Source organism: Salinimicrobium sp. CAU 1759, from assembly GCF_054482715.1.
Genome location: NZ_JBTLRK010000001.1, coordinates 2090106 through 2111918 on the forward strand (window position 1 = coordinate 2090106; position 21813 = coordinate 2111918).

A 21813-nucleotide genomic window follows, 5' to 3' on the forward strand; every position below is an offset into this window, starting at 1 on the left:
AAAAATAGCCTGCGAAGGACTTGAAGAAATAGGTTTTGAATTTTATGGCATTGAAATAAAAAAAGTTTTGAGTTTACAGTGTATTTTACCATTTAAATTGTTATCGAGAGTCCGGGACGAAATATGAAAAAGCTACTTCTTTTAGGAGGACTTAGATATCTTATTCCTGTTATTCAAGCTGCTCGTGAACAAGGCTATTTTGTGATAACCTGTGATAACAATTCTGAAAATCCTGCCCATAGATGTTCACATGAATTTCATTTAATAAATATTCTTGAAAAGGAGGCTGTTCTCAAAGTTGCCCAGGAACTCCAGATCGATGGTATTTTGTCATTCGCTGTGGATCCGGGAGTTACTACTGCTGCCTATGTTGCAGAATTAATGAATTTGCCGTTTAATGGTTCTTATAAATCGGTCACGGTTTTACAGGACAAAGTTAGGTTTAGGGAATTTCTCACTCAGCATAAATTTACAGTTCCAAAAGCCAAAGGATATGTATCTGCTGAAGACGCTCTTAAGGATATAGAACTTTTTAAATGGCCGGTAATTGTAAAACCTGTGGATTCTGCGGGGAGCAAGGGAGTATCAAAGGTGAGTCATCCAAATGAATTAATGGGAAAGATTTCCAAAGCCTTACAATTTTCTCCTTCTAAAAAATTTATTATAGAAGAATTCATTTCGCAAAAAAGCTTTTCCTCAGATTCAGATGCCTTTTCGATAGACGGAAAACTTGTAGTATGCAGTTTTTCAGATCAACGATTCGATCCTCATGCCCCCAATCCTTATACCCCTACAGCATACAGCTGGCCCGGCACACAGTCTAAAGAGACGATGAATGAACTTAAATGTGAGTTGCAACGTTTATTTGATCTACTGGATTTAAAAACCGGAGTTTATAACATAGAAACACGGGAAGATCATTTTGGGAATGCCTATATCATGGAAGTTTCTCCGCGGGGAGGTGGAAACCGACTTTCTGAAATGTTAAGGTTTTCCGGCGGTGTGGATTTAATAACCAATGCGGTAAGAAGTGCAGTTGGAGATCCATTGAAGGATCTGCATGAACCTGACTTCGAGGGATTTTGGGCAATGTTGGTTCTGTACAGCAAAGAGAGCGGTATGTTTGAAGAATTAGAAATTGATCCCGCAATACAGAGAAATGTAATTGAAAGAGATCTTTGGATTTCCAAAGGGGATCAGGTTAGGGCTTTTACGGGGGCAAATGAAACTGTTGGCACTTTGGTGCTAAGATTTGATCACAGAGAGGAAATGGAAAAAATCCTTACTTCTTATAATCAGTTTGTAAAAGTCAAAGTAATATAACAGGTATTTTGTTTTTCCGGAATTAGGATTAAGACCTGGCACATAATCTCACTAAGATGCTCAAAATTTAATGTCAGGCGAAATCTCATTAAATCTGTTCCCCGGGGCAAGACGGAAGGCTAGAGGTTATTTATACTACTGGTCAAAATCTTCGAAATAGAACTGCTATGGGTTTTATTTGTTAAATTGTAATAATGGGATTAAAAAAAACTGCTACTTCCGGTCTATTATGGACTTTTTTGGATACTGCAATGGTTCGGGGTATTGGTTTATTTACAGCAATAATTTTAGCCCGCTTGCTCAGTCCGGTAGAATTTGGTTTGATGGGGATGATTTATATTTTTACTTCCATTGCGACGACTATTGTTGACAGTGGTTTAACATCTTCTTTAATTAGAAGTGAAGAGGCAAATGCTTCAGATTATACCACCGTGTTCTTTACAAATATTACTTTCAGTGGTTTTTTGTATCTTATTTTATACTTCTGCGCTCCTGCAATAGCAAACTTTTATGATCAGGAAATTTTGATCACTATTGTAAGAGTGTATGGATTACTTTTTGTGATCACTTCCTTTTCTGCAGTACAACAAACCATTTTAATAAAAAAATTAAAGTTCAAACACTTACTGCTTTTTAATATCCCGGGAGTTATTTTTGGTGCCGCAACCGGTATTTTTATGGCGTATTCAAATTTTGGGGTGTGGAGTATTATAGCAATGCAACTAGTTACTCAGGCTATTTTTGCAACGGTATTATGGTACTTTAGTGAATGGAAACCCAATTTTCGATTTTCGATAAAAAAATTTAAAAAACATTTTAATTTTGGGTTTAAATTAATGCTTTCAGGATTATTAAATTCAATTTTTGATAATATTTACAATGTCATTATAGGCAAGTTTTATTCAATACAACAGCTAGGTCAATTTGAACGTGCAAAAACATTCAATAATTACCCGGTGGTCATTTTAACAACTATGATAGGAAAAGTAACCTACCCTTTACTTTCAGGGATCAAGGAGGATAATGAAAGAATTACCAGGGTGTATAAACAAATTTTGCAATTTGCTTTTTTTGTAGCGGTACCTTTGATGTTTATACTCGCTGCTTTGGCGGAACCGCTTTTTTTACTGGTGTTGGGAAATCAATGGGAGCAAGCCGCTGTATTTTTTAGGATTCTCTGTTTTGCGGGCGTACTTTATCCGATCCATGCTTTTAATTTAAATCTCTTAAAAATTTTTGGCAGGAGTGACTGGTTCTTAAAGCTGGAAATCATAAAAAAAGCAATGATAGCAGCCGTTATAGCAGTGGCTTTGCCTTTGGGTATGGTGAGCCTGGTATGGAGTGTGGTGATCATTTCAGTATTGGCATTAATGATTAATATCCACTATACCAATAAGCTAATAGCATATTCTTTACCAAGACAAATCGTGGACCTGCTTCCCACGTTGTTTATTGGTGGCTTTATGTATGTAATGATGTATTTTCTCTTAAAAACTTTAGAGACCTATAATTTATATTTGCAAATAATAATTCCTGCTTCTGTAGGAATATTACTTTATGCTTTCGGCAATTACATTTTTAAAAATCCATCTTTAAAATTACTTTGGAAAATTAAAAAAGATTATTATAATCCCAGATTTTCCAAGGGAAATGGAAGTAATTAGAAATGAATATCCTGAAGCTTTAGATATTATAGAGCTGTAGGAGTGTATACTAAAAAATGAAACAACAATAGATGTTTAAAAATAAAAGGCCCCTGGTAAGTGTTGCAATGATAACTTACGGCCATGAAAAATATATCAGGCAGGCTGTTGAAAGTGTTTTAATGCAAGTTTGTGATTTTGAAGTTGAGCTTATTATATCAAATGACAATTCCCCCGATGCTACGGACAAAAAAATAAAAGAAATTATAAATACTCACCCTAATGCTTCCTGGATAAAATACACCAGACACGAAGAAAATAAGGGGATGATGCTAAATTCTTTGTGGACGATAAATCAGTGCCTGGGTAAATATATTGCGCTTTGTGAAGGGGATGATTATTGGACTGATCCCTTAAAGATTCAAAAGCAAATTAAGTTTATGGAAAGTGTACCGGAACTGGTTTTTACTTTTCATGGATCTAAAACATTGCATAAAGGTAACTTCAGCACTTATTATAAGTCTGAATATTTTATAGATAAGCAAATAATTGAGAAAAAACATTTCATCCAACGGGGTGGAGGGAGTTATTCCACTTCCAGTGCCATTTTTAGAAGGGATATATTATTAGATGGAATGCCTGATTATGTACTACATTCTAAGGTGGGTGATTTCCCATTAGCTTTATTGGCAATATCCAAAGGAGAAATTGGATATCTGGAGGACGAAATGAGCGTATATAGAAATTTTACAGAATTTTCCTGGTCGTTAAATGTTAATAATTTCCGAGCCAAAAAAATAAACTTGTTAAATAAAAAGGAAGTATTAGAAATGTTCAATATATCTACTCAAAATGAATTTGCTGAAGAGGTAAAATTATTAAATAAGAACATCAATTTGGGTTTGTTTGTTGCTCATAACAGAAAGATCATTAATTTAACTAAAAAGATAAGTCCATCTAATTTAAAAAAATTTCTTATGGATCTATATTTTCGTATTTAACTAAGGTGAAAATAAATCGACTGATTTCCTTACTTGATATAGAAAGCAAATACAACATTTGGATTGGAATAGTGCAACTGAATGGAATAACAGGTGAAGATTTAAAATTTATTTTAAAAAAGGGCGTTTCCCATTGGGAATATCAAACTTTGAGATCAAAATACGAACCTCATAATTATCGGAAAAATTATATTTCAAGTTAAACGAAATATTAAATTTTTTTTATGCTTGAATGTTCACCTGTTATTTAATATCTCACCTTAATCCTTTCCCTTTTTAAAACATAACCCTATCTTTACCCGCGATTAAAATTCTTGTTTTGACACGATTTCCCGTACACTCTCTGCCCGGTTATTGGTCAAGGACGACAAGAGTATTTTTATTATAAACAACTGAGGATCTTGGAAAGTAAAAAAAATATTTTAATAACCGGTGGCGCCGGTTTTATTGGCTCTCATGTGGTGCGTCTTTTTATAAATAAATATCCTAAGTACCATATATATAATTTAGATGCACTGACCTATGCGGGTAACCTGGAAAATCTTAAGGATATAGAAGAGGCAGACAACTATACATTTCTAAAAGCAGACATTACCGATTCCACCACTATGGATCGCCTGTTTGCTGAATATCGCTTTGACAGCGTCATCCATCTGGCCGCAGAATCTCATGTAGACCGTTCGATAACCGACCCAATCGCCTTTGTGAAAACAAATGTCTTAGGGACTGTGAATTTATTGAATGCCGCAAAGCAAACCTGGGCAGATGATCTTGCAGATAAACTCTTTTATCACGTTAGCACCGATGAAGTATACGGTACCTTAGGGGAGACGGGATTGTTTACTGAAACCACCTCCTATGACCCTAATTCGCCATATTCTGCCAGCAAGGGGAGCTCTGATCATTTTGTGCGTGCTTATGGCGAGACCTATGGGATGCCCTATATCATTTCCAACTGTTCAAACAATTACGGGCCCAACCAGTTTCCGGAAAAACTGATACCGCTTTTCATACATAACATCGTTCAGAAAAAAGCATTGCCTGTGTACGGCGATGGTAAATACACCCGCGATTGGCTTTATGTCATTGATCACGCAGTGGCTATTGATTTGGCGTTTCACAAGGGAAAAAAAGGAGAAACCTATAATATTGGAGGGTTTAATGAATGGCAGAACATTAATTTGATTCAGGTGCTTTGTACGCAGATGGATCAAAAACTGGGCAGGGAAGAAGGAACCTCTCAAAAGCTGATAACCTATATTAAAGACCGGCCCGGGCATGACAAGCGTTATGCTATAGATGCTTCCAAAATAAACAGCGAACTGGGCTGGGAGCCTTCTGTTACCTTTGAGGAAGGGCTATCCAAAACCATAGACTGGTATCTGGAAAACGAGACGTGGCTACAGCACGTCACTTCGGGCGAATATCAGAATTACTATAACCGCCAATATCAAGATTAATCTGTTATGGAACTCATCAAAACAAAACTTGAAGGTTGCTTTATCCTGAAACCCACTGTTTTTGAGGACAGTCGGGGCTATTTTATGGAAACCCATAACGATGCTGCATTCAGACAAAAGACAGGAGTGGAAACAGTTTTTGTACAGGATAATCAGTCCTTTTCCACCTTTGGGGTCATCCGTGGCCTACATGCCCAGGCCGGAGAATATTCCCAGGCAAAGCTTGTACGGGTTTTGGAAGGAGAGGTGCTGGATGTCGCTGTAGATGTTCGCCCGGGCTCAAAAACCTACGGGCAGTATGTGGCGGTACACTTAAGTGAAGCTAACAAATTACAGTTTTTTGTTCCCCGGGGCTTTTTACATGGTTTCGCGGTATTAAGCAAAACGGCGACCTTCTTTTATAAATGCGACAATTATTACAATAAGGAAACTGAGTTTGGGGTGGTGTATAACGACCCCAACCTGAACATTGACTGGCAGGTTCCTGGGAAAGACAGAATTATATCAGAAAAAGATCTGAATTTGCCATTTTTCAATAAGCACAACCATAAAATATGAAAGGAATTATTTTAGCCGGAGGTTCCGGTACACGTTTACATCCATTGACACAGGTGGTTTCAAAACAACTGCTGCCGGTCTACGACAAACCCATGATTTTTTACCCCTTGTCTGTTTTAATGCTTGCAGGTATCCGGGATATTCTGATTATTTCCACGCCCCATGATTTACCAAATTTTAAAAGACTCTTTGGGGATGGATCCGGATTGGGTATACAATTATCTTATGCAGAGCAACCTGCTCCTGAGGGTCTTGCACAGGCTTTCATCATAGGAGAAGAATTTATTGGTGAGGATGATGTATGTCTTATCTTAGGGGATAATATCTTTCATGGTGCAGGTTTGCAGCATTTGCTGAGAGAAGCAAAAATGAAGGTGGAAAAAGAACAAAAAGCCACGGTTTTTGGATATTATGTGGAGGACCCGGAGCGCTATGGCGTTGCAGAATTTGATGACGAAGGCAATGTGCTAAGTATAGAAGAAAAACCAAATGAACCCAAAAGCAATTTTGCAGTTGTAGGCTTGTATTTTTATCCTAACAGCGTTGTACAAATAGCGAAGGGTGTAAAACCTTCCCAACGTGGGGAACTGGAGATCACCAGTGTAAATGAGTTCTATTTAAAGCAAAATAACTTGAAGCTACAAATGATGAGCCGCGGTTTTGCCTGGCTGGATACCGGTACTCATGAAGCACTTACCGAGGCCACAGAGTTTGTAAAAGCAGTCGAAAAACGCACAGGATTAAAAATTGCTTGTTTGGAAGAAATAGGCCTATATAAGGGATGGCTTTCAAAAAATAGGGTTAGAGAGGATATTGAAGGAAAAAAGGGCGAATATTTTGATTATCTCAATCGACTCCTAAAAGATTAAATATGAGCCATACAGTGTCTGATGTACGTTTAATTAACTTACCTAAAATAGAAGATCCAAGGGGCAACCTTTCTTTTTTTCAGGAGGAAGATCACATTCCTTTTGAAATTAAAAGAACCTATTGGATTTATGATGTGCCCGGGGGAGAAATACGTGGCGGCCATGCTTTTAAAGAACAAATAGAATTTATCTTAGCCTTGTCTGGAAGTTTTGATGTCATTGTAGATGACGGTGAAGCCAGGAAAAAGTTTTCATTAAATCGGTCTTATTATGGGCTATACATTCCTTATGGAATATGGAGGCAGATGGAAAATTTCTCTACTAATTCCCTGGCGATGGTAGTTAGTTCTACAGAATTTGATCCTGAAGATTATATTCGTGATTATGGAGAATTTAAAGAATCAAGGAAATAATGATGGAAAGTACAGTTTATAATTGCAATATTATAAAATTACATAAAATTCATAATCGCGCAGGTAACATAACGATAGTGGAAGGGAATAAGCACATTCCTTTTGATATAAAGCGCATCTACTATTTGTACGATATACCGGGAGGAGAAAACAGGGGCGGGCACGCCCATTATAACTTAAAACAGTTGATTGTTGCGGCCAGTGGAAGCTTCAACGTGTTATTGGATGACGGTAATAATAAGAAAGTGGTAACCTTGAATCGCCCAGATTTTGGTCTACTTATAATCCCTGGCATCTGGAGGGAGTTATTTGAGTTTTCTTCTGGTTCCGTATGTATGGTTTTGGCATCTGAAAAATACTCGGAGGAAGATTATATCAGAGAGTATTCTGAATTTAAAATAAATAAATAGGTATGATACATCCATCTGCAGAAGTTCAGACAGAAAAAATAGGCTCAAACACAAAGGTCTGGCAACATTGCGTGATTCTAAAGAATGCCGACATCGGTAGGGACTGTAATATAAATTATAATGTTTTTATAGAGAACGATGTTATCATAGGTGATCGGGTAACGATAAAACCGGGAGTTTGTATCTGGGATGGTATTGTACTGGAAGATGATACCATGGTAGGACCTAATGTTACTTTTACCAATGACAAGCTTCCCAGATCCAAAAATAGGAATTTCAAACTAGAAAAAACTCATGTTAAAAAAGGAGCGACGATCGGCGCAGGTGCAGTAATACTTTGCGGTATCGAAATTGGTGAGTTCGCTATGGTAGGAGCGGGAGCGATTGTCACAAAGGACGTCCCTGACAGAGGTGTAGTTATAGGAAATCCTGCTAAACTCATAGGTTGGATAGACCAAAACGGAAATATTAAAAGAATTAAAAGTGAGCAAAATATAAGTTAAGCAATGATCAAATTTTTAGATCTGCAAAAGATAAACGAACAGTACCGGTCCGACTTGAAGAAAGTGGCCGCAGAAGTTATTAATTCCGGGTGGTATCTGTTGGGCAAACGTGTTGCTCAATTTGAAAAGGAACTGTCGAATTATATCGGAACCTCGCATGCCATTGGTGTAGCAAACGGTCTGGATGCATTGCGATTAATTTTGCGTGCTTATAAAGAGTTAGGTGTTATTAAAGAAGGGGATGAGATTATTGTTCCGGCTAACACCTATATAGCTTCCATTCTTGCAATTACAGATAACAATTTGGTTCCTGTTCTTGTAGAACCTGATCCTTCAACTTTTAATCTGGACATATCTAAAATTGAAGAGCATATTACCTCCCGTACAAAGGCGATAATGGTTGTGCATTTGTATGGGAGAGTTTGTTGGTCAGAAGAACTTGAAGAAATTGCCCTGAATTATAATTTAAAGATAATTGAGGACAATGCACAGGCTGTTGGGGCTTCCTGGAAAGGAATAAAGACAGGAGCATTAGGCGATGCGGCGGGCTTTAGTTTTTATCCAGGTAAAAATCTTGGTGCACTGGGCGATGCGGGAGCAGTAACGACAAAGGATGAAGAGTTGGCACAAACCATTAGAGCCCTGGCTAATTATGGCTCACATAAAAAATATGAAAATATTTACCGGGGATTGAATAGTCGTTTAGATGAAATTCAGGCTGCCTTTTTATCTGTGAAATTTAAATACATTGATCGTGAAAATGAGTATCGTCGCCGTGTAGCGGAAAAATATATAGAGGGAATACACAATTCTGAAATAGTGTTACCTGTTTTACCTGATAATCCTGCAGAACATGTCTGGCATTTGTTTGTAATTAAAACAAAAAAGAGGTCTCTCCTTCAGGAATTTTTGCATCAAAATGGAGTGCAAACTTTAATTCATTACCCAATACCACCACATAAACAAGAAGCTTATAAACCATATAATAATATGAGCTATCCGATTACTGAGGCTATCCATAACGAAATTTTAAGCCTGCCTATAGGCCCTTTAATCAGTCCTCAGGAAATCAAAAAGATTGACAACCTGTTGAATATATATAATTGAGGTAAAATTATATGTACAATTTCTTTTTCTCAATAATAAAACATTTCTCTCCCTTAATAAGGAATATAGAAACTCTCTTCAGTTATATCACACGCTATATACCTTTAATGAGAGGTCTCATCTATCAGTACAAATTTAAATCCCTGGGAAAAAAATGCAGTATTGGGCGGAAGGTCGATATAGCGGTATTAGGTAATAATTTTCACCTTGCGGACAGGGTGGCCATCAGAAAAAATGTGATGATAGCTGGTAGTGGTTATCTTAGTATAGGTACACGAACAGTGATCAATGAAAATACAATTATATCTTGTACTCATAAAATTGAGATAGGACAGGATGTTATGATTGCTCCCCGTTGTTATATTCTTGATGTTGATCATGATTATTCCAGAAAAGATATTCCAATTAGTAGGCAAGGTTATAAAATGAGTGCCGTGAAGATAGGTGATGGTGTGTGGTTGGGTACGCAGGTTGTTATAACAAAAGGGGTGGAAATTGGGAAAGGCGCAATAGTTGCGGCAAACAGTGTAGTTACCAAAAATATACCGCCTTTCACCATTGCAGCGGGAATCCCTGCAAGGATTATAAAAACACGCTAAGTGAAATTTAGTTTAAATGTTAAATTCGATTCTGTTTTTCAAAGTAGTATCGTCTTTACAATATTAACATTTTTAAAACCTGCAATAAATATCTTTTTATTGCCAATTTATCTTAGATTACTTTCCCCTGAAGAATATGGAATTTATACCATAGTAATTACGATCACAACTTTAGTGGCTGCTGTCGGCGGCTTAAAGATCAGTAGTGCTATTGTTCCATTTTATTATGACTGTAAAACGGACGAAGAAAAGAACAAATTATTGGATAATATTATTTCCTTCATTATAATATTCAACGCATTCTTTTTTATCATACTACAGTTGACAGGACCTTATTTATTTTCGTTGGTATTTAGCAGTGATAAGATTATGTTTTTTCCTTATATAAGCCTTGCCATCGCTACAGGAATGTTTTTACCCATCATAGAAGCATATTCTGCTTTTGTAAAAAATGAAAAAAAAATAATAAAATATGCAAGTGTTCAATTATTATTCATTGTTAGTGGAGTTTTATTGCAAATTATACTGATACTCAACTTTTCTCTCTTAGGGGTGTTATGGGCTAAATTATTAGCTAATATTTTAACAGCAGTTTTAGTTTTATTTTATCTTAAAAAGGTAATAAGATTTCGCCTGGATAAAGAAATATTGAAGAAATGCCTCGATTTCAGTTTAGCCTTGATTCCTTTCTTTTTTGTTTTCTGGCTTGGGCGGTACGCGGACAGGTATGTTTTAGAGCGATATATCAGCTTATCGGATATAGGGATTTTCGGTTTGTTGATGACCTTTGCAGGTTTGGTTGCTATGGCGTCTGAAGCGCTTGCCAATTCAATTCAACCTTATCTTTTTGAAGCATATAGCGACCTTAACGACAGTACCAAAAAGATAAATCAACTATATCTTTTTTATGGATTAGGCTTAATTATATTCAGTAGTTTTTTGATCGCAGCTGTTAGTAATATCCACTTAATCAAACCGAATGAACAGTACCTTAAAATTATCCCATACTTCTACTTCGCCATCATTCCAACGCTACTTAACGCCATTCAATATTTATTTTTTAATATTTTCACTTATTCAAAAAAGTCAAAACGACTAGCCTTCATAAGCGTAGTTACTGTAGGTACTCAATTGTTGGTTTTATTATTACTGGTGCAGAATCATAAAATTTATGCTGCCATATTCGCTGCATTCATAGGAAATTTCTTATCTCTTATTTGGTACAGTTTGGAAAGTCGTTCTTACATGAAAATACCTTATCAATTGAAATATATTCTCCCGGCTCCGATCGTCTTTTTCTTTTGTCTTTTTATCAGTATTTACCTGGGAGGGAGTGGTATTTACGAATATCGGCACATAGGGTTAATATTTCCTATCCCTGTAGTCGTTATTTTAGGTTTAATTTATCGGAAAGAACTTTCTTTTCAAATATTTAAAAAGAAATATGCAAAATAATTTACCCTTAGTGACCGTTATAACCCCTTCGTATAATCACGTGGATTATATTGAACAGGCTATTGAAAGTGTTGCACGGCAGACATATAAAAATATTGAATATTTTATCGTTGATGATGGCTCAACAGATGGCACACATGAATTGTTTGTTAAACTTAAAAAAGAGTACCCCCAGTTTATTTTTGAAGTTCATAAAGAAAACAGAGGGCATATAAGATTTTCTGAAACAGTTGCGAAGGCTAACGGAAAATATATTTGTTGGTTGTCATCTGATGATTGGTACTTGCCGGAAAAAATAGAAAAACAAGTTAATCTTATCGAATCATTACCCGAGGATTACGGTGTGGTCTATTCCGGAGGCTTAAGGTATTTTATGGATACTAAAACCTATAGGGAGCCGGCAACCAATAAAATGATGAGACGAGGTAGGATTTTAAAAGAATTATTAACAGAACCTTTCTTTATTTATCCAATTACCCCCATGGTTAAAAAAGAATGTTTTGATTATTATTCATTCTCTCCAAAATATAGGGCTGAAGGAGAGGCTATTTATTTCAAAATAGCAATGCGCTATAAGTTTGATTATGTGGATGAGCCTTTAGTAGTAATGAGAGATCATAGCGGTAATATAGGAAAAGAAATTCATACGATGCTTGAGGATAATATTAATGCTAGAAAAGAACTATTCAGTCATCCTGATTTCCCGGAAGATTTAAAGTATTTAAAGAATAAAATTATTTCCAGAATTTATTTTTTAAAAGGTTGGGAAATGATTCGCTTAAAAAATTTATATAAAAGTGGATTCGAAAATCTTAAAAAGGCTTTTATTCTACGGCCAAAGTATATTTTCAATCCGCGCTTTTTATTTGGAATTTTATATTCCTTTTTTAAAAAATGAATTCAACTAAAGTATTAAGATTTCTGAAAAGGCTATTAGAAGAGATTAGTAACAAGGTGAGAATTTTTAAGATTACAATTCTTTATCCAAAAGCTCGAATTTCCTATGACAATAAAATTGGCTGTGGCTGCTCCATAAAATGTACGGACGACTCAAAATTAATTTTGAATAATTGCTCTATTGGAGATGGAACTATTATTCATGTAGATCATGGTGGCATTATCTCTATTAAAGATACATTTATAGGATCAAATTGTGTCATTGTTGCTCGCAACAATATTATGATTAGCTCCCATTGTCAAATAGCAGAAATGGTAGTGATTAGAGACCAAAATCACAATTTTGGAGAAGAAGGCAAGATAGTTATAGAACAGGGTTTTACAACCGCACCTATTGTTATAAAGGAAAATGTATGGCTCGCGGCAAAAGTTACCGTATTAGCAGGCAGCGAAATAGGGAATAATACCGTAGTGGGTGCAAATGCCGTTGTGAACACTAACCTGGAGGCAAATGCTGTATACGTTGGAGTGCCGGCAAAAAAAATTAAAAACTTTGGTTAGTCCATTCACGCATATTTTCGATTAAGATTAATGAAAAAGACCATTGATATTATACTTCCTAACCTGGCCATTGGTGGTGCTGAAAAAGTGATGCTTTTACTGGCAGAACAATTTAAGACGGCTAATTTTGAGGTAAGATTTATTGTTAGAAGATTAACAGAAGGAGGTTTTCAGGACTTGGTAGAAAAAGATTTTCAATTGGTCAACTTAAACGCTAAAAAGGTCCGGCAATTCCCTATAAAACTAAACAGTTTATATAACCATCTCCAAAAACCGGATATTATTCTCGTGAGCCTCTGGCCTCTCACTTTTTTGACCGCAATTACGTTAAAACTCAAATCAAAGAGCCCCAAAGTAATTTGTATAGAACATGGATCATTAAAATATCAAACTCAAAAAAAGAGCAAATTTTATCAGATTTTTTTAAAATGGAGCTTAAAGATCACCCTCAAATTATGCGATAAACTTGTATGCGTTTCTGAAGGATTAAAATCGGAGATACAAGACCTTGCTGGTTATAAAAGCCCAAAATTGATCTCCATTCCTAATCCCGTAAAATTAGATGCTACAACTGCCGGGGATTCTATTTCTGAATCATTAAAGGATCAACTCAAGGGGCATATTTTTTTATCTTTGGGAAGGCTTAAAAAGGTGAAAAATATTCCACTTTTATTAAGAGCTTTTAAAATGGTTTCCAAAGAAGTATATGCGACTTTACTCATAGTGGGGGATGGTCCTGAGTCTGATAATCTTAAAGCTTTAACGGAATCTTTAGGCATTCGCGACAAAGTTCTTTTTACAGGTTTTAAAAAACATTGCGGGCCGTATTACAGAATTGCTGACAGCTTTGTTCTGAGTTCAGACTCTGAAGGCTTTGGCAATGTGATAGTGGAAGCCCTTGCAGAAGGTTGCACCGTTGTGGCTACAAACTGCCCTTACGGACCAAAGGAAATTTTAGATGGGGGAAACTTTGGTTATTTGGCATCAGTAAATAATGTTGAGGAATTAGCAAATACAATGCTTAAAGCTGTAAAACAACCTTTTCCAAAAGAGATTTTAAAACAGAGAGCTGCGTTCTATTCCCCGTCGTCAGTAACCAAATTTTATTTGGAGATTTTTAATTCTTTTAAATGACAAAAAATATATTATTTATAACCAGAAACGGGTTGCTGGAGCCCTTGGGTCAAAGTCAAATACTGTCTTATTTGGTGCCGTTATCTAAAGAATACTCAATTAATATTATAAGTTTCGAAAAAGCAGAAGATATTAAAAATACCGAACATTTGGCAGATATAAAAGCTATTTGTAAAAAAAACAATATTTACTGGAGGCCTTTAGTTTATCGTGAAACTTTTAGATCCTTAGGGGTTATAATTGGATGGATTGAATTGTTCTTTCAGGCCCTAAAAATTTGTAGAGATCAAAAAATCAACTGTATTCATGCAAGGTCCTATTATCCGGGCTTTATAGCATTACTAATTTACTACATAAAGAAAATCCCCTTTATCTTTGATATGAGAGCATTATGGCCTGAAGAACTGGTGGAGGCCGGCAGGCTAAAACACAAAAGTATTCCCTGGAAGCTGATCAAGAAATTAGAAAAAAAATGTTTGCAGCATGCCTTTGCTGTTGTGTCTCTAACACATGCTGCTGTAGAATATCTGGATAAGATCCACCCGGACTTATCTTTAAAGCGAAAAACCTTTGTGATACCTACCTGTGCAGATCTAGAGCGCTTTCAATTAAAGGATCGTGAATTCCCACAAGAGACTATTACTTTAAGTTGCGTTGGTTCCATGTTGAGCGGCTGGTTTAAAATAGACGTGATGAGAGATGTAATTGATTATGTAGGTTCCCACTATTCTAATGTTAATTTTGAGCTTTTAACACGCGATAATAAAAACGAACTGATGCTGAAAATAGATCCTGATAATAAGTGGAGCAACAGGATACATGTCGAATCTGTATTATTTAAAAATATGCCGGATAGACTGTCGAAGCATCAGGGTTCAATGTTTTTCTTTACAGCGAATATTTCCAAGTTAGGTTCGGCTCCTACAAGGATGGCCGAAATACTCGGAACTGGTGTTCCGGTCCTAACAAATTCAGGCGTAGGGGATGTTGATAAGATCGTTGTTGAGCAAAATGTAGGAGAATTATTAGTTTCTGAAAGTAAAGCAGATATTAAGATAGCCTGTGACAACTTTATGCAGCTTATTCGCCAAGATGATATTGCTAAACGATGTAGAGCTACTGCAGAAGCAATATTTTCATTGGACTCCGGTGTAAAAAAATATAAATCTATCTATAGCAACATAGTTTAAATTTTCTTCAGTGAAAAAATCAGTAAAAGTTCTTTTTTTAACCAAGTATCCAGAAAAAGGGGCTTCCAGTAGATACAGGGTATACCAATATATAGATTGTTTTGAAAGTATAGATTTTAAGGTGCAGTCCCTTTTAAGTGATCAGAGTTTCCGGTTGATGTATACCGGAGGTGGAATATTAAAAAAGATCTTCTTAGGGCTTAAAGATTATTTTAGAAGAACCTTCTTTATTCTAACAAATCTCAATGCAGATGTGATATACATGCAGCGCGAGATCTTTGCTTTTGGACCTTTATGGGCAGAAAACTTATTTAAGTTATTAGGATCTAAGCTCATTCTGGATTTGGACGATGCATTATTTATAAACAAAGAAAACAGCAATAATCCCTTCAAATGGAATAAGGCAGCAAGAGTTAAACGTATTGTTTCTAAGTCAGATTTGGTAATAGCCGGTAATGCCTGGATAAGGGATGAATGTGTAAAGTTGGGTGCAAAAAGAGCGGTTCATATTGATGTAGCTGAAACAATTCAATTCAAATCAATCACAAGACCCAAGAACCGTCCAATGAAGGCATTGTGGTTGGGATCACCGACAACCTCAAAATATTTAAAACTCATAGAAAAACCTTTAAAAAGGATTCAGGAAGAAGTAGGCTTGGAAATTAATATCGTTGGAGGCGACCCTAATTTGAATTATGCGTTTAGATCTAACTGTTTTGCCTGGTCTAAAGAAATAGAGGCAGAGTATTTAAAAATAAGCGATATTGGTTTGATGCCATTACCAATGACAAATTGGTCTAAGGGCAAATGTGGGGGTAAAGCACGAACTTATATGGCCAGTGGTTTAATTCCAGTTGTTAGTAATATTGGTTATAATCAAGATTTAATAAAACATAATACTACAGGTTTTCTCTGTAATGACTCGGAAGACTGGTATAATTATCTTCGAGTTCTAAATGAAAATTTTCAGGTACACGATAAGATTAGAAAATCAAATTATAACCATATTGAAACCTCATTTAATAAAGAAAAAATTGCAAAACAGTTGGAAGCACAAATTATAGACATCACGAAATGATTTACGAAAAAATTATTGTTCTGGGTTTATCACCAACAGCGAAATATGTTGGGAAGGAAGCCTATTTGTTAAATATTAAATGTAAGGCATTTGATTTCAAAAAGGGAGCGGGATATTACTCAAAATATTTTGAAAGCACTGAGGTTTTAACCGAAGAACAACTTTTGCTGAAATTTAAAAATGAGCTTTTGAATGATGGTTTTACTTACTATGTTTGCCCCACCAGTGATGAATGGATTGCTTTTATAAATGAAAACAGCGATATCTTTAGAGGAACCAATTTTAAGACTAACCTAACATATCTTAATGGAGTTTATAATTTATTAGCCGATAAATTTGAGCTCTTAAAAACCTCAGAGAAAGTTGGGCTTAACTATCCGGCATCCGTAGTCTTCACCCCAAAAAAAGACATTTTTCCTGATTTAAAATCATTAGATTTCCCTGTTTTCGTTAAACCAAGCAACAGAACAGGATTGGCTCACATAATGCAAGGGAAAAAGGGATGGTTGATTAACAATGAAGAAGAATGGATGGCATTCGATATGATAGATCAATTATCAGGAGTAGAGTTGTTAATTCAGGAAGTAATCATAGGAGAGGAATCCAACATAAAGGTTTTAGGCACAATAGCAACTAATGCAAGTATAAACCATGGGTGTTGGGTTGGAATAAAATACAGGCAGTACCCATATGGTTTTGGTTCGGCAACTCTTGTAGTGGAGACTGTTGATGAGGAATTAGAAAGAATCACTGAAACATTAGTTGAGAAAACGGGTTACTCCGGCTTCTTTGCATTAGAAACTAAATATTGTGATAAACGCAAGAAGACTTATCTTATTGAGGTAAACACCAGACCAGGTCTATGGTTTGGAGCAACAACAACTGCGGGATGTTATTTTGTTGCTCATTGGATAAATGGTTTAAGAGAAGACAAAAAGGATCTTGACTTGTCAAGGTTTCCAAAATCAGTAAATAAGGTGGTCTGGCGGTATCTTTATAAGGATTTATTTATAAAATTAAGAATGCGGGGCGGTAAAAAGGAAAAATTAAATATGCCAGATAATACTAAAAATAGCTACGCGGTTTATGATCGCCATGATCTAAAACCTTTTGTTTTTGACTTTATTAATAGTCTGAAAAAATTTACAAGGGGGTAACTAATGGGGCAAAAGGGAATTTTAATAAGTATTGATTTTGAATTAGATTGGGGCTATACAAATAGCAAAGATCCGTTGGAAAAGTCAGAAGTATTAGAAGGTTTGGATAGACTTATCAGTTTATTTGAAAAACATAATGTAAAGACAACCTGGGCTACGGTAGGGAAGTTATTTGAAAATAGCCAGGAAAGGGATACTACTAAAAAGCAGTTTAATTGGATTTCAAAGAACCTTGTTAAAAATGATTTAGTAGAAATAGCATCTCATACCTATTCACATCTTTTTTGTGAAGAAGTTTCCGCTGATATGTTTGAAAAAGATATTTCTGAGATGGAAAAAATATCTTTACAAAAAGGAATTAGATTTAAATCTATTGTCTTTCCTCGAAATCAATACAGTTATAAAAGCCTTAAGATTCTAAGCGACCAGAATTACACTCACACGCGTTCAGTTTTACCTCAATGGTATTTAAAAACCAGTAAATATACCCGTGAAAATAAACTTAAAAAATACCTTGTTAGGTTTTATGAGTTAATACCTTTAAACAGAGATGTTATTGTCAAAAGCCGGTTCGGTGTCACCGAGGTCTCTGATAGTCGGTTTTTTCGTTTTTTTTCGCCTTCCATTTTAGGTAGGACAGTAAGCAGGTTTTATTTAATGCTTTTAAAGCGGGAAATGAGTCGATGTATAAAAAGAGGGGGAATATATCATATATGGTTTCATCCTCATAACATTATCAAGAAGCCACATGGTTTTAATCAATTAGATATTTTTTTGAGTTATTATAATAAAATTAAAATGCAGGAAAAATCAGTATCGAGTTATAAATTATCAGAAATTGATGATCCAGAAAAATGATTTTTTATATTTTAATTTTACTCATTTTACTAATTTTTTCAACTAAAAGGTATGATCGCTTAACTTCATTTATCCCACATGTCATCATTCTCGGGATGATTACCTTAAAAGGTGAGGTAGGTTGTGATTACTGGGGATACCTACAAAGATATCTGAATTTTGATGTTGAGAATGCATTTCTTAAATCAAAAGGAGAGATAAGTTGGTATTTTATAGAATACTTAACTCACATAAATAATTGGGGATATCAAATGTACACGGTAATTGCCGGTGTTCTGGGTATTTCACTTTTATTTAAAGCGCAACAAAAAATCAAATATCTTGGTTTTTTAGTTTTTATTTTTCAAATGATTTTAGTCCAATTAGGATTATCTGGTTTGAGGCAGTTTGTAGCTGTATGTATCCTTATTTATGCAACCTCAATTTATGTTTTCGGAGACCAAAAGCATTTTTTAAAATTTGTGATTTTAATTTTTATAGCAGCTACCTTTCATATTTCTGTTTTGGCAATGGGTTTCATATTACCTTTTTTGGTAAGGTTAAAAAAAATTCACATTTTTTTGATAGTACTTTTATGCCTATATGGTTTGACATCAAGTATTATGACCGATACTATAGAAAAATATGACACAAGGTATTTGGAGGGCTCCAGTGCTAGTGCAGGTGCCTGGCTGAGATTTTTTATCACTTTAGTCATCATAAAAATTGGTCTAAAAAAAGAGAACAAAAATCTTTACTACCTGGGCCTAACAGTTGCAATTGTAGGAATAGCACTGGGAATAGTGAACTCTATAGCACTGCACAGATTCAATTATTATTTCCTTCCAATAGTGTGTTTAATCTTAATTAGAAACTATAAGCTTGGTCTTGTCAAGCCGAATGCTATGAAATTTGTTTATGCTATAAGTGTTGGTTATTTTATAATTTGGTTCAGTTTTTCTGAGTACACCAAATGCTTTATCCCTTATAACTTTTACTTTTTTTAAAAAAATATAATGATAAAAAAATTATTGCTTGTTGTTAATGTTGATTGGTTTTTTATATCACACCGTTTAGGTATTGCACAAGAGGCGGTCAAGCAAGGTTGGGATGTACACGTAGCTACAGAGGATACAGGAAGATCAAACGAAATTATTGGGCACGGTATTAAATTTATAGACTTTAAATTTTCCAGATCCGGTACAAACCTTTTGAAAGAATTGAATACTTTAAAAAAATTCAAAGATTTGTATAAAAAGATAGAGCCTGATGTAGTACACCATATCACCTTAAAGCCGGTAATTTATGGGTCATTGGTTGCTAAACATTTAAAAATTAATGGGGTGGTGAATGCAGTAAGTGGATTAGGATATAATTTTACCGGTGACAGACAAAGTCTTGTGCAAAAAGCAATGCTTCTATTAATGAAAAAAAGCTTTAACAGAGATAATCTCACAGTGATTTTTCAAAACCAGGATGATCAGGATGAACTAACTGCTTTGGGAGTAGTAAAGCCAAGAAATAAAATTGTTAGAATAAAAGGCTCAGGAGTAGATTTAGATAAATTTAAAAAGAGTGAATTTCCTTCATTTCAACGGATTAAAATTCTTCTTCCTATAAGGATGCTGTGGGACAAAGGGGTAAAAGAATTAAAAGAAGCTTCTGATATCTTAAAAGAAAAATACTTTAATAAAATACAATTTATTTTAGTGGGACTTGCTGATGAAGAGAATAAGGCTGGCGTTTCTGCAACCTATTTGAAAGCTTGGGAGAACGGGGAATATGTAAAATGGCTTGGTTACCAAAAAGATATGGTAGCAGTTTATGAGGATGCCCACATAGTTGTTCTGCCATCCTACAGGGAGGGAATGCCAAAAACATTAATTGAAGGATGTGCTGCAGGAAAGGCAATAATAACAACAGATGCCATAGGTTGCAGAGAATGTGTAGATGAAGGCTTTAATGGTTTTAAAGTTCCCGTATATTCCGTTAAGGAGTTATCAGATGCAATAGAAAAGCTAGTGTTAAATCCTGATTTAATTGTTAAGATGGGGGAAATGTCGAGAAGGAAGGCAGAGAGGGAATTTGATGTAAAAAATGTAATTTCAAAACATATTGAAATTTACAACGATTTGATTTCAAGAGAAAAATGAAAGTAATTATCACTGGAGCTTCAGGCTTTGTAGGTCAAAACCTAATTCGATATTTTGAAGAAAAGGGTAAACAGACGATACCCTTGTCCATGCGCAAGAGCGACTGGAAAAAAAACTTTCCTAAGTCGGCAGCCGCGGTGATCCATCTTGCCGGAAAGGCTCACGATACTGCCAATACTTCTTCAGAGGAAACCTATTATCAGGTAAACACAGGGCTTACAAGACAGGTTTTTGAAGCCTACTTAGAATCTGACATACCTGATTTTATATACCTTTCTTCCGTTAAGGCAGTGGCAGATACCGTGGAGGACGTTCTTACAGAAAAAGAGGAACCGTTGCCTTCAACGCCTTACGGCAAATCAAAACTAAGGGCTGAGGAATACTTGCTTTCCAGGTCTTTACCTCCCGGCAGGCGACTGTTTATCCTTCGCCCTTGTATGATCCACGGTCCTGGAAACAAAGGAAATTTAAACCTTTTGTATAAAACTGCTAGTAAAGGAATACCCTGGCCACTTGGTGCTTTTGATAACCGGCGGTCTTTTTGCTCTATGGACAATCTTGCCTTTATAACCGGTGAGCTCCTAAAAAATAAAGACATACCCTCAGGTATCTATAATATCGCTGATGAAGAAGCAATTTCCACTATTGATTTAATTAAGGTGATCGCGGCCGCCCGGGGGAAAAAGGCACGTATTTTAAATGTGCCTGCCGGTTTGATTAAGAATATTTCTAAAGCAGGGGACATTTTCAATTTACCGTTAAATTCAGAGCGTTTAAAAAAACTTACAGAATCGTATGTTGTGGACAATTCCAAAATTAAAAAAGCAGTAGGAAAACCTTTACCCTTAAAAACCCGGGAAGGATTACTGAAAACTATAAAATCATTTGCGAATGTTGAATAGACTGATTGCTTTATTATTACTACTGCTCTTATTACCTGTTTTTCTCCTAATCTCCCTTGCGATATGGATTGAGGATGGATTCCCGGTATTTTTTAAGCAAAAACGGGTAGGTGCGGATTATACTTTCTTTCAGATATATAAGTTCCGTAGTATGAAAAAGAACACGCCCAATGTGGCGACCGATTTGCTTGAAAATCCGGACCAGTATGTTTTAAAGTCTGGTAGAATACTTCGAAAGCTAAGTTTGGACGAACTGCCAAATTTGATAAACATCATCAAAGGCGAAATGGTATTTGTAGGTCCCCGTCCCGCACTTTACAATCAGGAGGACCTGATGGCTTTAAGGTTGGCCGCCGGGGTGGATAAATTAACCCCCGGTATTACCGGTTGGGCGCAAGTTAACGGCCGGGACGAAATTTCTATAAAGGAGAAGGTGAACCTGGAAAAAGAATACCTGGAGCGAAAATCTTTTTGGTTTGATTTGGAAATAATAGTGCTTACTTTTACTTCGGTTTTGGGAAGCAAGGGAGTTGCACATTGAAAATGATTTTGCCCACTCGGGA

Annotated in this window: 22 protein-coding genes and 1 pseudogene; all 23 read left to right on the forward strand. The window is 35.7% G+C overall.

Translation table 11 applies throughout. The features are described 5' to 3' along the window. Nucleotides 1-123 precede the first annotated feature (123 nt). The 23 genes and pseudogenes from ACXYMT_RS09395 to ACXYMT_RS09505 all read left to right on the forward strand — a co-directional run bounded on the left by ACXYMT_RS09395 (nt 124) and on the right by ACXYMT_RS09505 (nt 21791). Nucleotides 124-1323, forward strand: a complete 1200-nt coding sequence (locus ACXYMT_RS09395) for an ATP-grasp domain-containing protein (protein ID WP_459058819.1) — start codon at nt 124-126, stop codon at nt 1321-1323. A 194-nt stretch (nt 1324-1517) separates the two neighbouring features. Next, nucleotides 1518-2987 carry a lipopolysaccharide biosynthesis protein gene (locus tag ACXYMT_RS09400; RefSeq protein ID WP_459058820.1) on the forward strand — a complete coding sequence of 490 codons (1470 nt, stop codon included), beginning with the start codon at nt 1518-1520 and terminating at the stop codon, nt 2985-2987. 71 nt (nt 2988-3058) lie between these two features. Further along, nucleotides 3059-3967, forward strand: coding sequence for a glycosyltransferase family 2 protein (locus ACXYMT_RS09405; protein WP_459058821.1), 909 nt, complete (start codon nt 3059-3061; stop codon nt 3965-3967). A 401-nt stretch (nt 3968-4368) separates the two neighbouring features. Continuing rightward, nucleotides 4369-5427, forward strand: a complete 1059-nt coding sequence (gene rfbB, locus ACXYMT_RS09410) for a dTDP-glucose 4,6-dehydratase (RefSeq protein WP_459058822.1) — start codon at nt 4369-4371, stop codon at nt 5425-5427. A 6-nt stretch (nt 5428-5433) separates the two neighbouring features. Then, nucleotides 5434-5985, forward strand: coding sequence for a dTDP-4-dehydrorhamnose 3,5-epimerase (rfbC, locus tag ACXYMT_RS09415; RefSeq protein WP_459058823.1), 552 nt, complete (start codon nt 5434-5436; stop codon nt 5983-5985). After that, nucleotides 5982-6854 carry a glucose-1-phosphate thymidylyltransferase RfbA gene (gene rfbA, locus ACXYMT_RS09420; RefSeq protein WP_459058824.1) on the forward strand — a complete coding sequence of 291 codons (873 nt, stop codon included), beginning with the start codon at nt 5982-5984 and terminating at the stop codon, nt 6852-6854. The genes rfbC and rfbA overlap by 4 nt, the downstream gene beginning before the upstream one ends. A 2-nt stretch (nt 6855-6856) precedes the next feature. Continuing rightward, on the forward strand, nt 6857-7267 hold the full coding sequence (locus ACXYMT_RS09425; RefSeq protein WP_459058825.1) for a sugar 3,4-ketoisomerase: 411 nt from the start codon (nt 6857-6859) through the stop codon (nt 7265-7267). Between the two features lie 2 nt (nt 7268-7269). Beyond that, a complete protein-coding gene (locus ACXYMT_RS09430) occupies nt 7270-7677 on the forward strand; it encodes a sugar 3,4-ketoisomerase (protein WP_459059166.1) in 408 nt (135 codons plus the stop codon). A gap of 2 nt (nt 7678-7679) precedes the next feature. Beyond that, nucleotides 7680-8180, forward strand: a complete 501-nt coding sequence (locus ACXYMT_RS09435; protein ID WP_459058826.1) for an acyltransferase — start codon at nt 7680-7682, stop codon at nt 8178-8180. Nucleotides 8181-8183: 3 nt separating this feature from the next. Next, nucleotides 8184-9287, forward strand: a complete 1104-nt coding sequence (locus ACXYMT_RS09440; protein WP_459058827.1) for a DegT/DnrJ/EryC1/StrS family aminotransferase — start codon at nt 8184-8186, stop codon at nt 9285-9287. 440 nt (nt 9288-9727) lie between these two features. Beyond that, a pseudogene (locus tag ACXYMT_RS09445) lies at nt 9728-9883 on the forward strand (DapH/DapD/GlmU-related protein); the annotation flags it as partial. A 3-nt stretch (nt 9884-9886) separates the two neighbouring features. Then, nucleotides 9887-11341 (forward strand): lipopolysaccharide biosynthesis protein, encoded by a 1455-nt coding sequence (locus tag ACXYMT_RS09450; protein WP_459058828.1) that lies wholly within the window; start codon nt 9887-9889, stop codon nt 11339-11341. Then, complete coding sequence (locus ACXYMT_RS09455; protein WP_459058829.1) at nt 11331-12239, forward strand: glycosyltransferase family 2 protein; 909 nt, start codon at nt 11331-11333, stop codon at nt 12237-12239. The genes ACXYMT_RS09450 and ACXYMT_RS09455 overlap by 11 nt, the downstream gene beginning before the upstream one ends. Next, nucleotides 12236-12799, forward strand: coding sequence for an acyltransferase (locus tag ACXYMT_RS09460; RefSeq protein ID WP_459058830.1), 564 nt, complete (start codon nt 12236-12238; stop codon nt 12797-12799). The genes ACXYMT_RS09455 and ACXYMT_RS09460 overlap by 4 nt, the downstream gene beginning before the upstream one ends. 30 nt (nt 12800-12829) lie before the next feature. Continuing rightward, the gene (locus tag ACXYMT_RS09465) at nt 12830-13933 is read left to right on the forward strand and encodes a glycosyltransferase (protein ID WP_459058831.1); all 1104 of its coding nucleotides are present in this window, start codon (nt 12830-12832) and stop codon (nt 13931-13933) included. Then, nucleotides 13930-15123: a glycosyltransferase gene (locus tag ACXYMT_RS09470; protein WP_459058832.1), complete on the forward strand. Its 1194-nt coding sequence runs from the start codon at nt 13930-13932 to the stop codon at nt 15121-15123. Before ACXYMT_RS09465 ends, ACXYMT_RS09470 begins: the two co-directional genes overlap by 4 nt. Before the next feature lie 10 nt (nt 15124-15133). After that, nucleotides 15134-16201, forward strand: a complete 1068-nt coding sequence (locus tag ACXYMT_RS09475; protein WP_459058833.1) for a glycosyltransferase — start codon at nt 15134-15136, stop codon at nt 16199-16201. Beyond that, entirely contained in the window at nt 16198-17358 is a 1161-nt protein-coding gene (locus tag ACXYMT_RS09480; protein ID WP_459058834.1) for a hypothetical protein, read from the forward strand. Before ACXYMT_RS09475 ends, ACXYMT_RS09480 begins: the two co-directional genes overlap by 4 nt. Before the next feature lie 3 nt (nt 17359-17361). Further along, nucleotides 17362-18216: a polysaccharide deacetylase family protein gene (locus tag ACXYMT_RS09485; RefSeq protein ID WP_459058835.1), complete on the forward strand. Its 855-nt coding sequence runs from the start codon at nt 17362-17364 to the stop codon at nt 18214-18216. Beyond that, a complete protein-coding gene (locus ACXYMT_RS09490) occupies nt 18213-19202 on the forward strand; it encodes an EpsG family protein (protein WP_459058836.1) in 990 nt (329 codons plus the stop codon). The genes ACXYMT_RS09485 and ACXYMT_RS09490 overlap by 4 nt, the downstream gene beginning before the upstream one ends. Nucleotides 19203-19211: 9 nt before the next feature. Continuing rightward, a complete protein-coding gene (locus tag ACXYMT_RS09495) occupies nt 19212-20348 on the forward strand; it encodes a glycosyltransferase family 4 protein (protein WP_459058837.1) in 1137 nt (378 codons plus the stop codon). Further along, the gene (locus tag ACXYMT_RS09500) at nt 20345-21250 is read left to right on the forward strand and encodes an NAD-dependent epimerase/dehydratase family protein (RefSeq protein WP_459058838.1); all 906 of its coding nucleotides are present in this window, start codon (nt 20345-20347) and stop codon (nt 21248-21250) included. Before ACXYMT_RS09495 ends, ACXYMT_RS09500 begins: the two co-directional genes overlap by 4 nt. Beyond that, the gene (locus ACXYMT_RS09505; protein ID WP_459058839.1) at nt 21240-21791 is read left to right on the forward strand and encodes a sugar transferase; all 552 of its coding nucleotides are present in this window, start codon (nt 21240-21242) and stop codon (nt 21789-21791) included. Before ACXYMT_RS09500 ends, ACXYMT_RS09505 begins: the two co-directional genes overlap by 11 nt. Nucleotides 21792-21813: the final 22 nt, after the last annotated feature.

Excerpts from the sequence above, each read along its gene's own strand:
- ACXYMT_RS09505 (WP_459058839.1), top strand. The coding sequence starts at position 21,240 with ATGTTGAATAGACTGATTGCTTTATTATTACTACTGCTCTTATTACCT.
- ACXYMT_RS09490 (WP_459058836.1), top strand. The coding sequence starts at position 18,213 with ATGATTTTTTATATTTTAATTTTACTCATTTTACTAATTTTTTCAACT.
- rfbA (WP_459058824.1), top strand. The coding sequence starts at position 5,982 with ATGAAAGGAATTATTTTAGCCGGAGGTTCCGGTACACGTTTACATCCA.
- ACXYMT_RS09465 (WP_459058831.1), top strand. The coding sequence starts at position 12,830 with ATGAAAAAGACCATTGATATTATACTTCCTAACCTGGCCATTGGTGGT.
- ACXYMT_RS09425 (WP_459058825.1), top strand. The coding sequence starts at position 6,857 with ATGAGCCATACAGTGTCTGATGTACGTTTAATTAACTTACCTAAAATA.
- ACXYMT_RS09455 (WP_459058829.1), top strand. The coding sequence starts at position 11,331 with ATGCAAAATAATTTACCCTTAGTGACCGTTATAACCCCTTCGTATAAT.
- ACXYMT_RS09395 (WP_459058819.1), top strand. The coding sequence starts at position 124 with ATGAAAAAGCTACTTCTTTTAGGAGGACTTAGATATCTTATTCCTGTT.
- ACXYMT_RS09460 (WP_459058830.1), top strand. The coding sequence starts at position 12,236 with ATGAATTCAACTAAAGTATTAAGATTTCTGAAAAGGCTATTAGAAGAG.
- ACXYMT_RS09435 (WP_459058826.1), top strand. The coding sequence starts at position 7,680 with ATGATACATCCATCTGCAGAAGTTCAGACAGAAAAAATAGGCTCAAAC.
- rfbC (WP_459058823.1), top strand. The coding sequence starts at position 5,434 with ATGGAACTCATCAAAACAAAACTTGAAGGTTGCTTTATCCTGAAACCC.
- ACXYMT_RS09405 (WP_459058821.1), top strand. The coding sequence starts at position 3,059 with ATGTTTAAAAATAAAAGGCCCCTGGTAAGTGTTGCAATGATAACTTAC.
- ACXYMT_RS09470 (WP_459058832.1), top strand. The coding sequence starts at position 13,930 with ATGACAAAAAATATATTATTTATAACCAGAAACGGGTTGCTGGAGCCC.
- ACXYMT_RS09485 (WP_459058835.1), top strand. The coding sequence starts at position 17,362 with ATGGGGCAAAAGGGAATTTTAATAAGTATTGATTTTGAATTAGATTGG.
- ACXYMT_RS09500 (WP_459058838.1), top strand. The coding sequence starts at position 20,345 with ATGAAAGTAATTATCACTGGAGCTTCAGGCTTTGTAGGTCAAAACCTA.
- ACXYMT_RS09430 (WP_459059166.1), top strand. The coding sequence starts at position 7,270 with ATGGAAAGTACAGTTTATAATTGCAATATTATAAAATTACATAAAATT.
- ACXYMT_RS09480 (WP_459058834.1), top strand. The coding sequence starts at position 16,198 with ATGATTTACGAAAAAATTATTGTTCTGGGTTTATCACCAACAGCGAAA.
- ACXYMT_RS09400 (WP_459058820.1), top strand. The coding sequence starts at position 1,518 with ATGGGATTAAAAAAAACTGCTACTTCCGGTCTATTATGGACTTTTTTG.
- ACXYMT_RS09440 (WP_459058827.1), top strand. The coding sequence starts at position 8,184 with ATGATCAAATTTTTAGATCTGCAAAAGATAAACGAACAGTACCGGTCC.
- ACXYMT_RS09495 (WP_459058837.1), top strand. The coding sequence starts at position 19,212 with ATGATAAAAAAATTATTGCTTGTTGTTAATGTTGATTGGTTTTTTATA.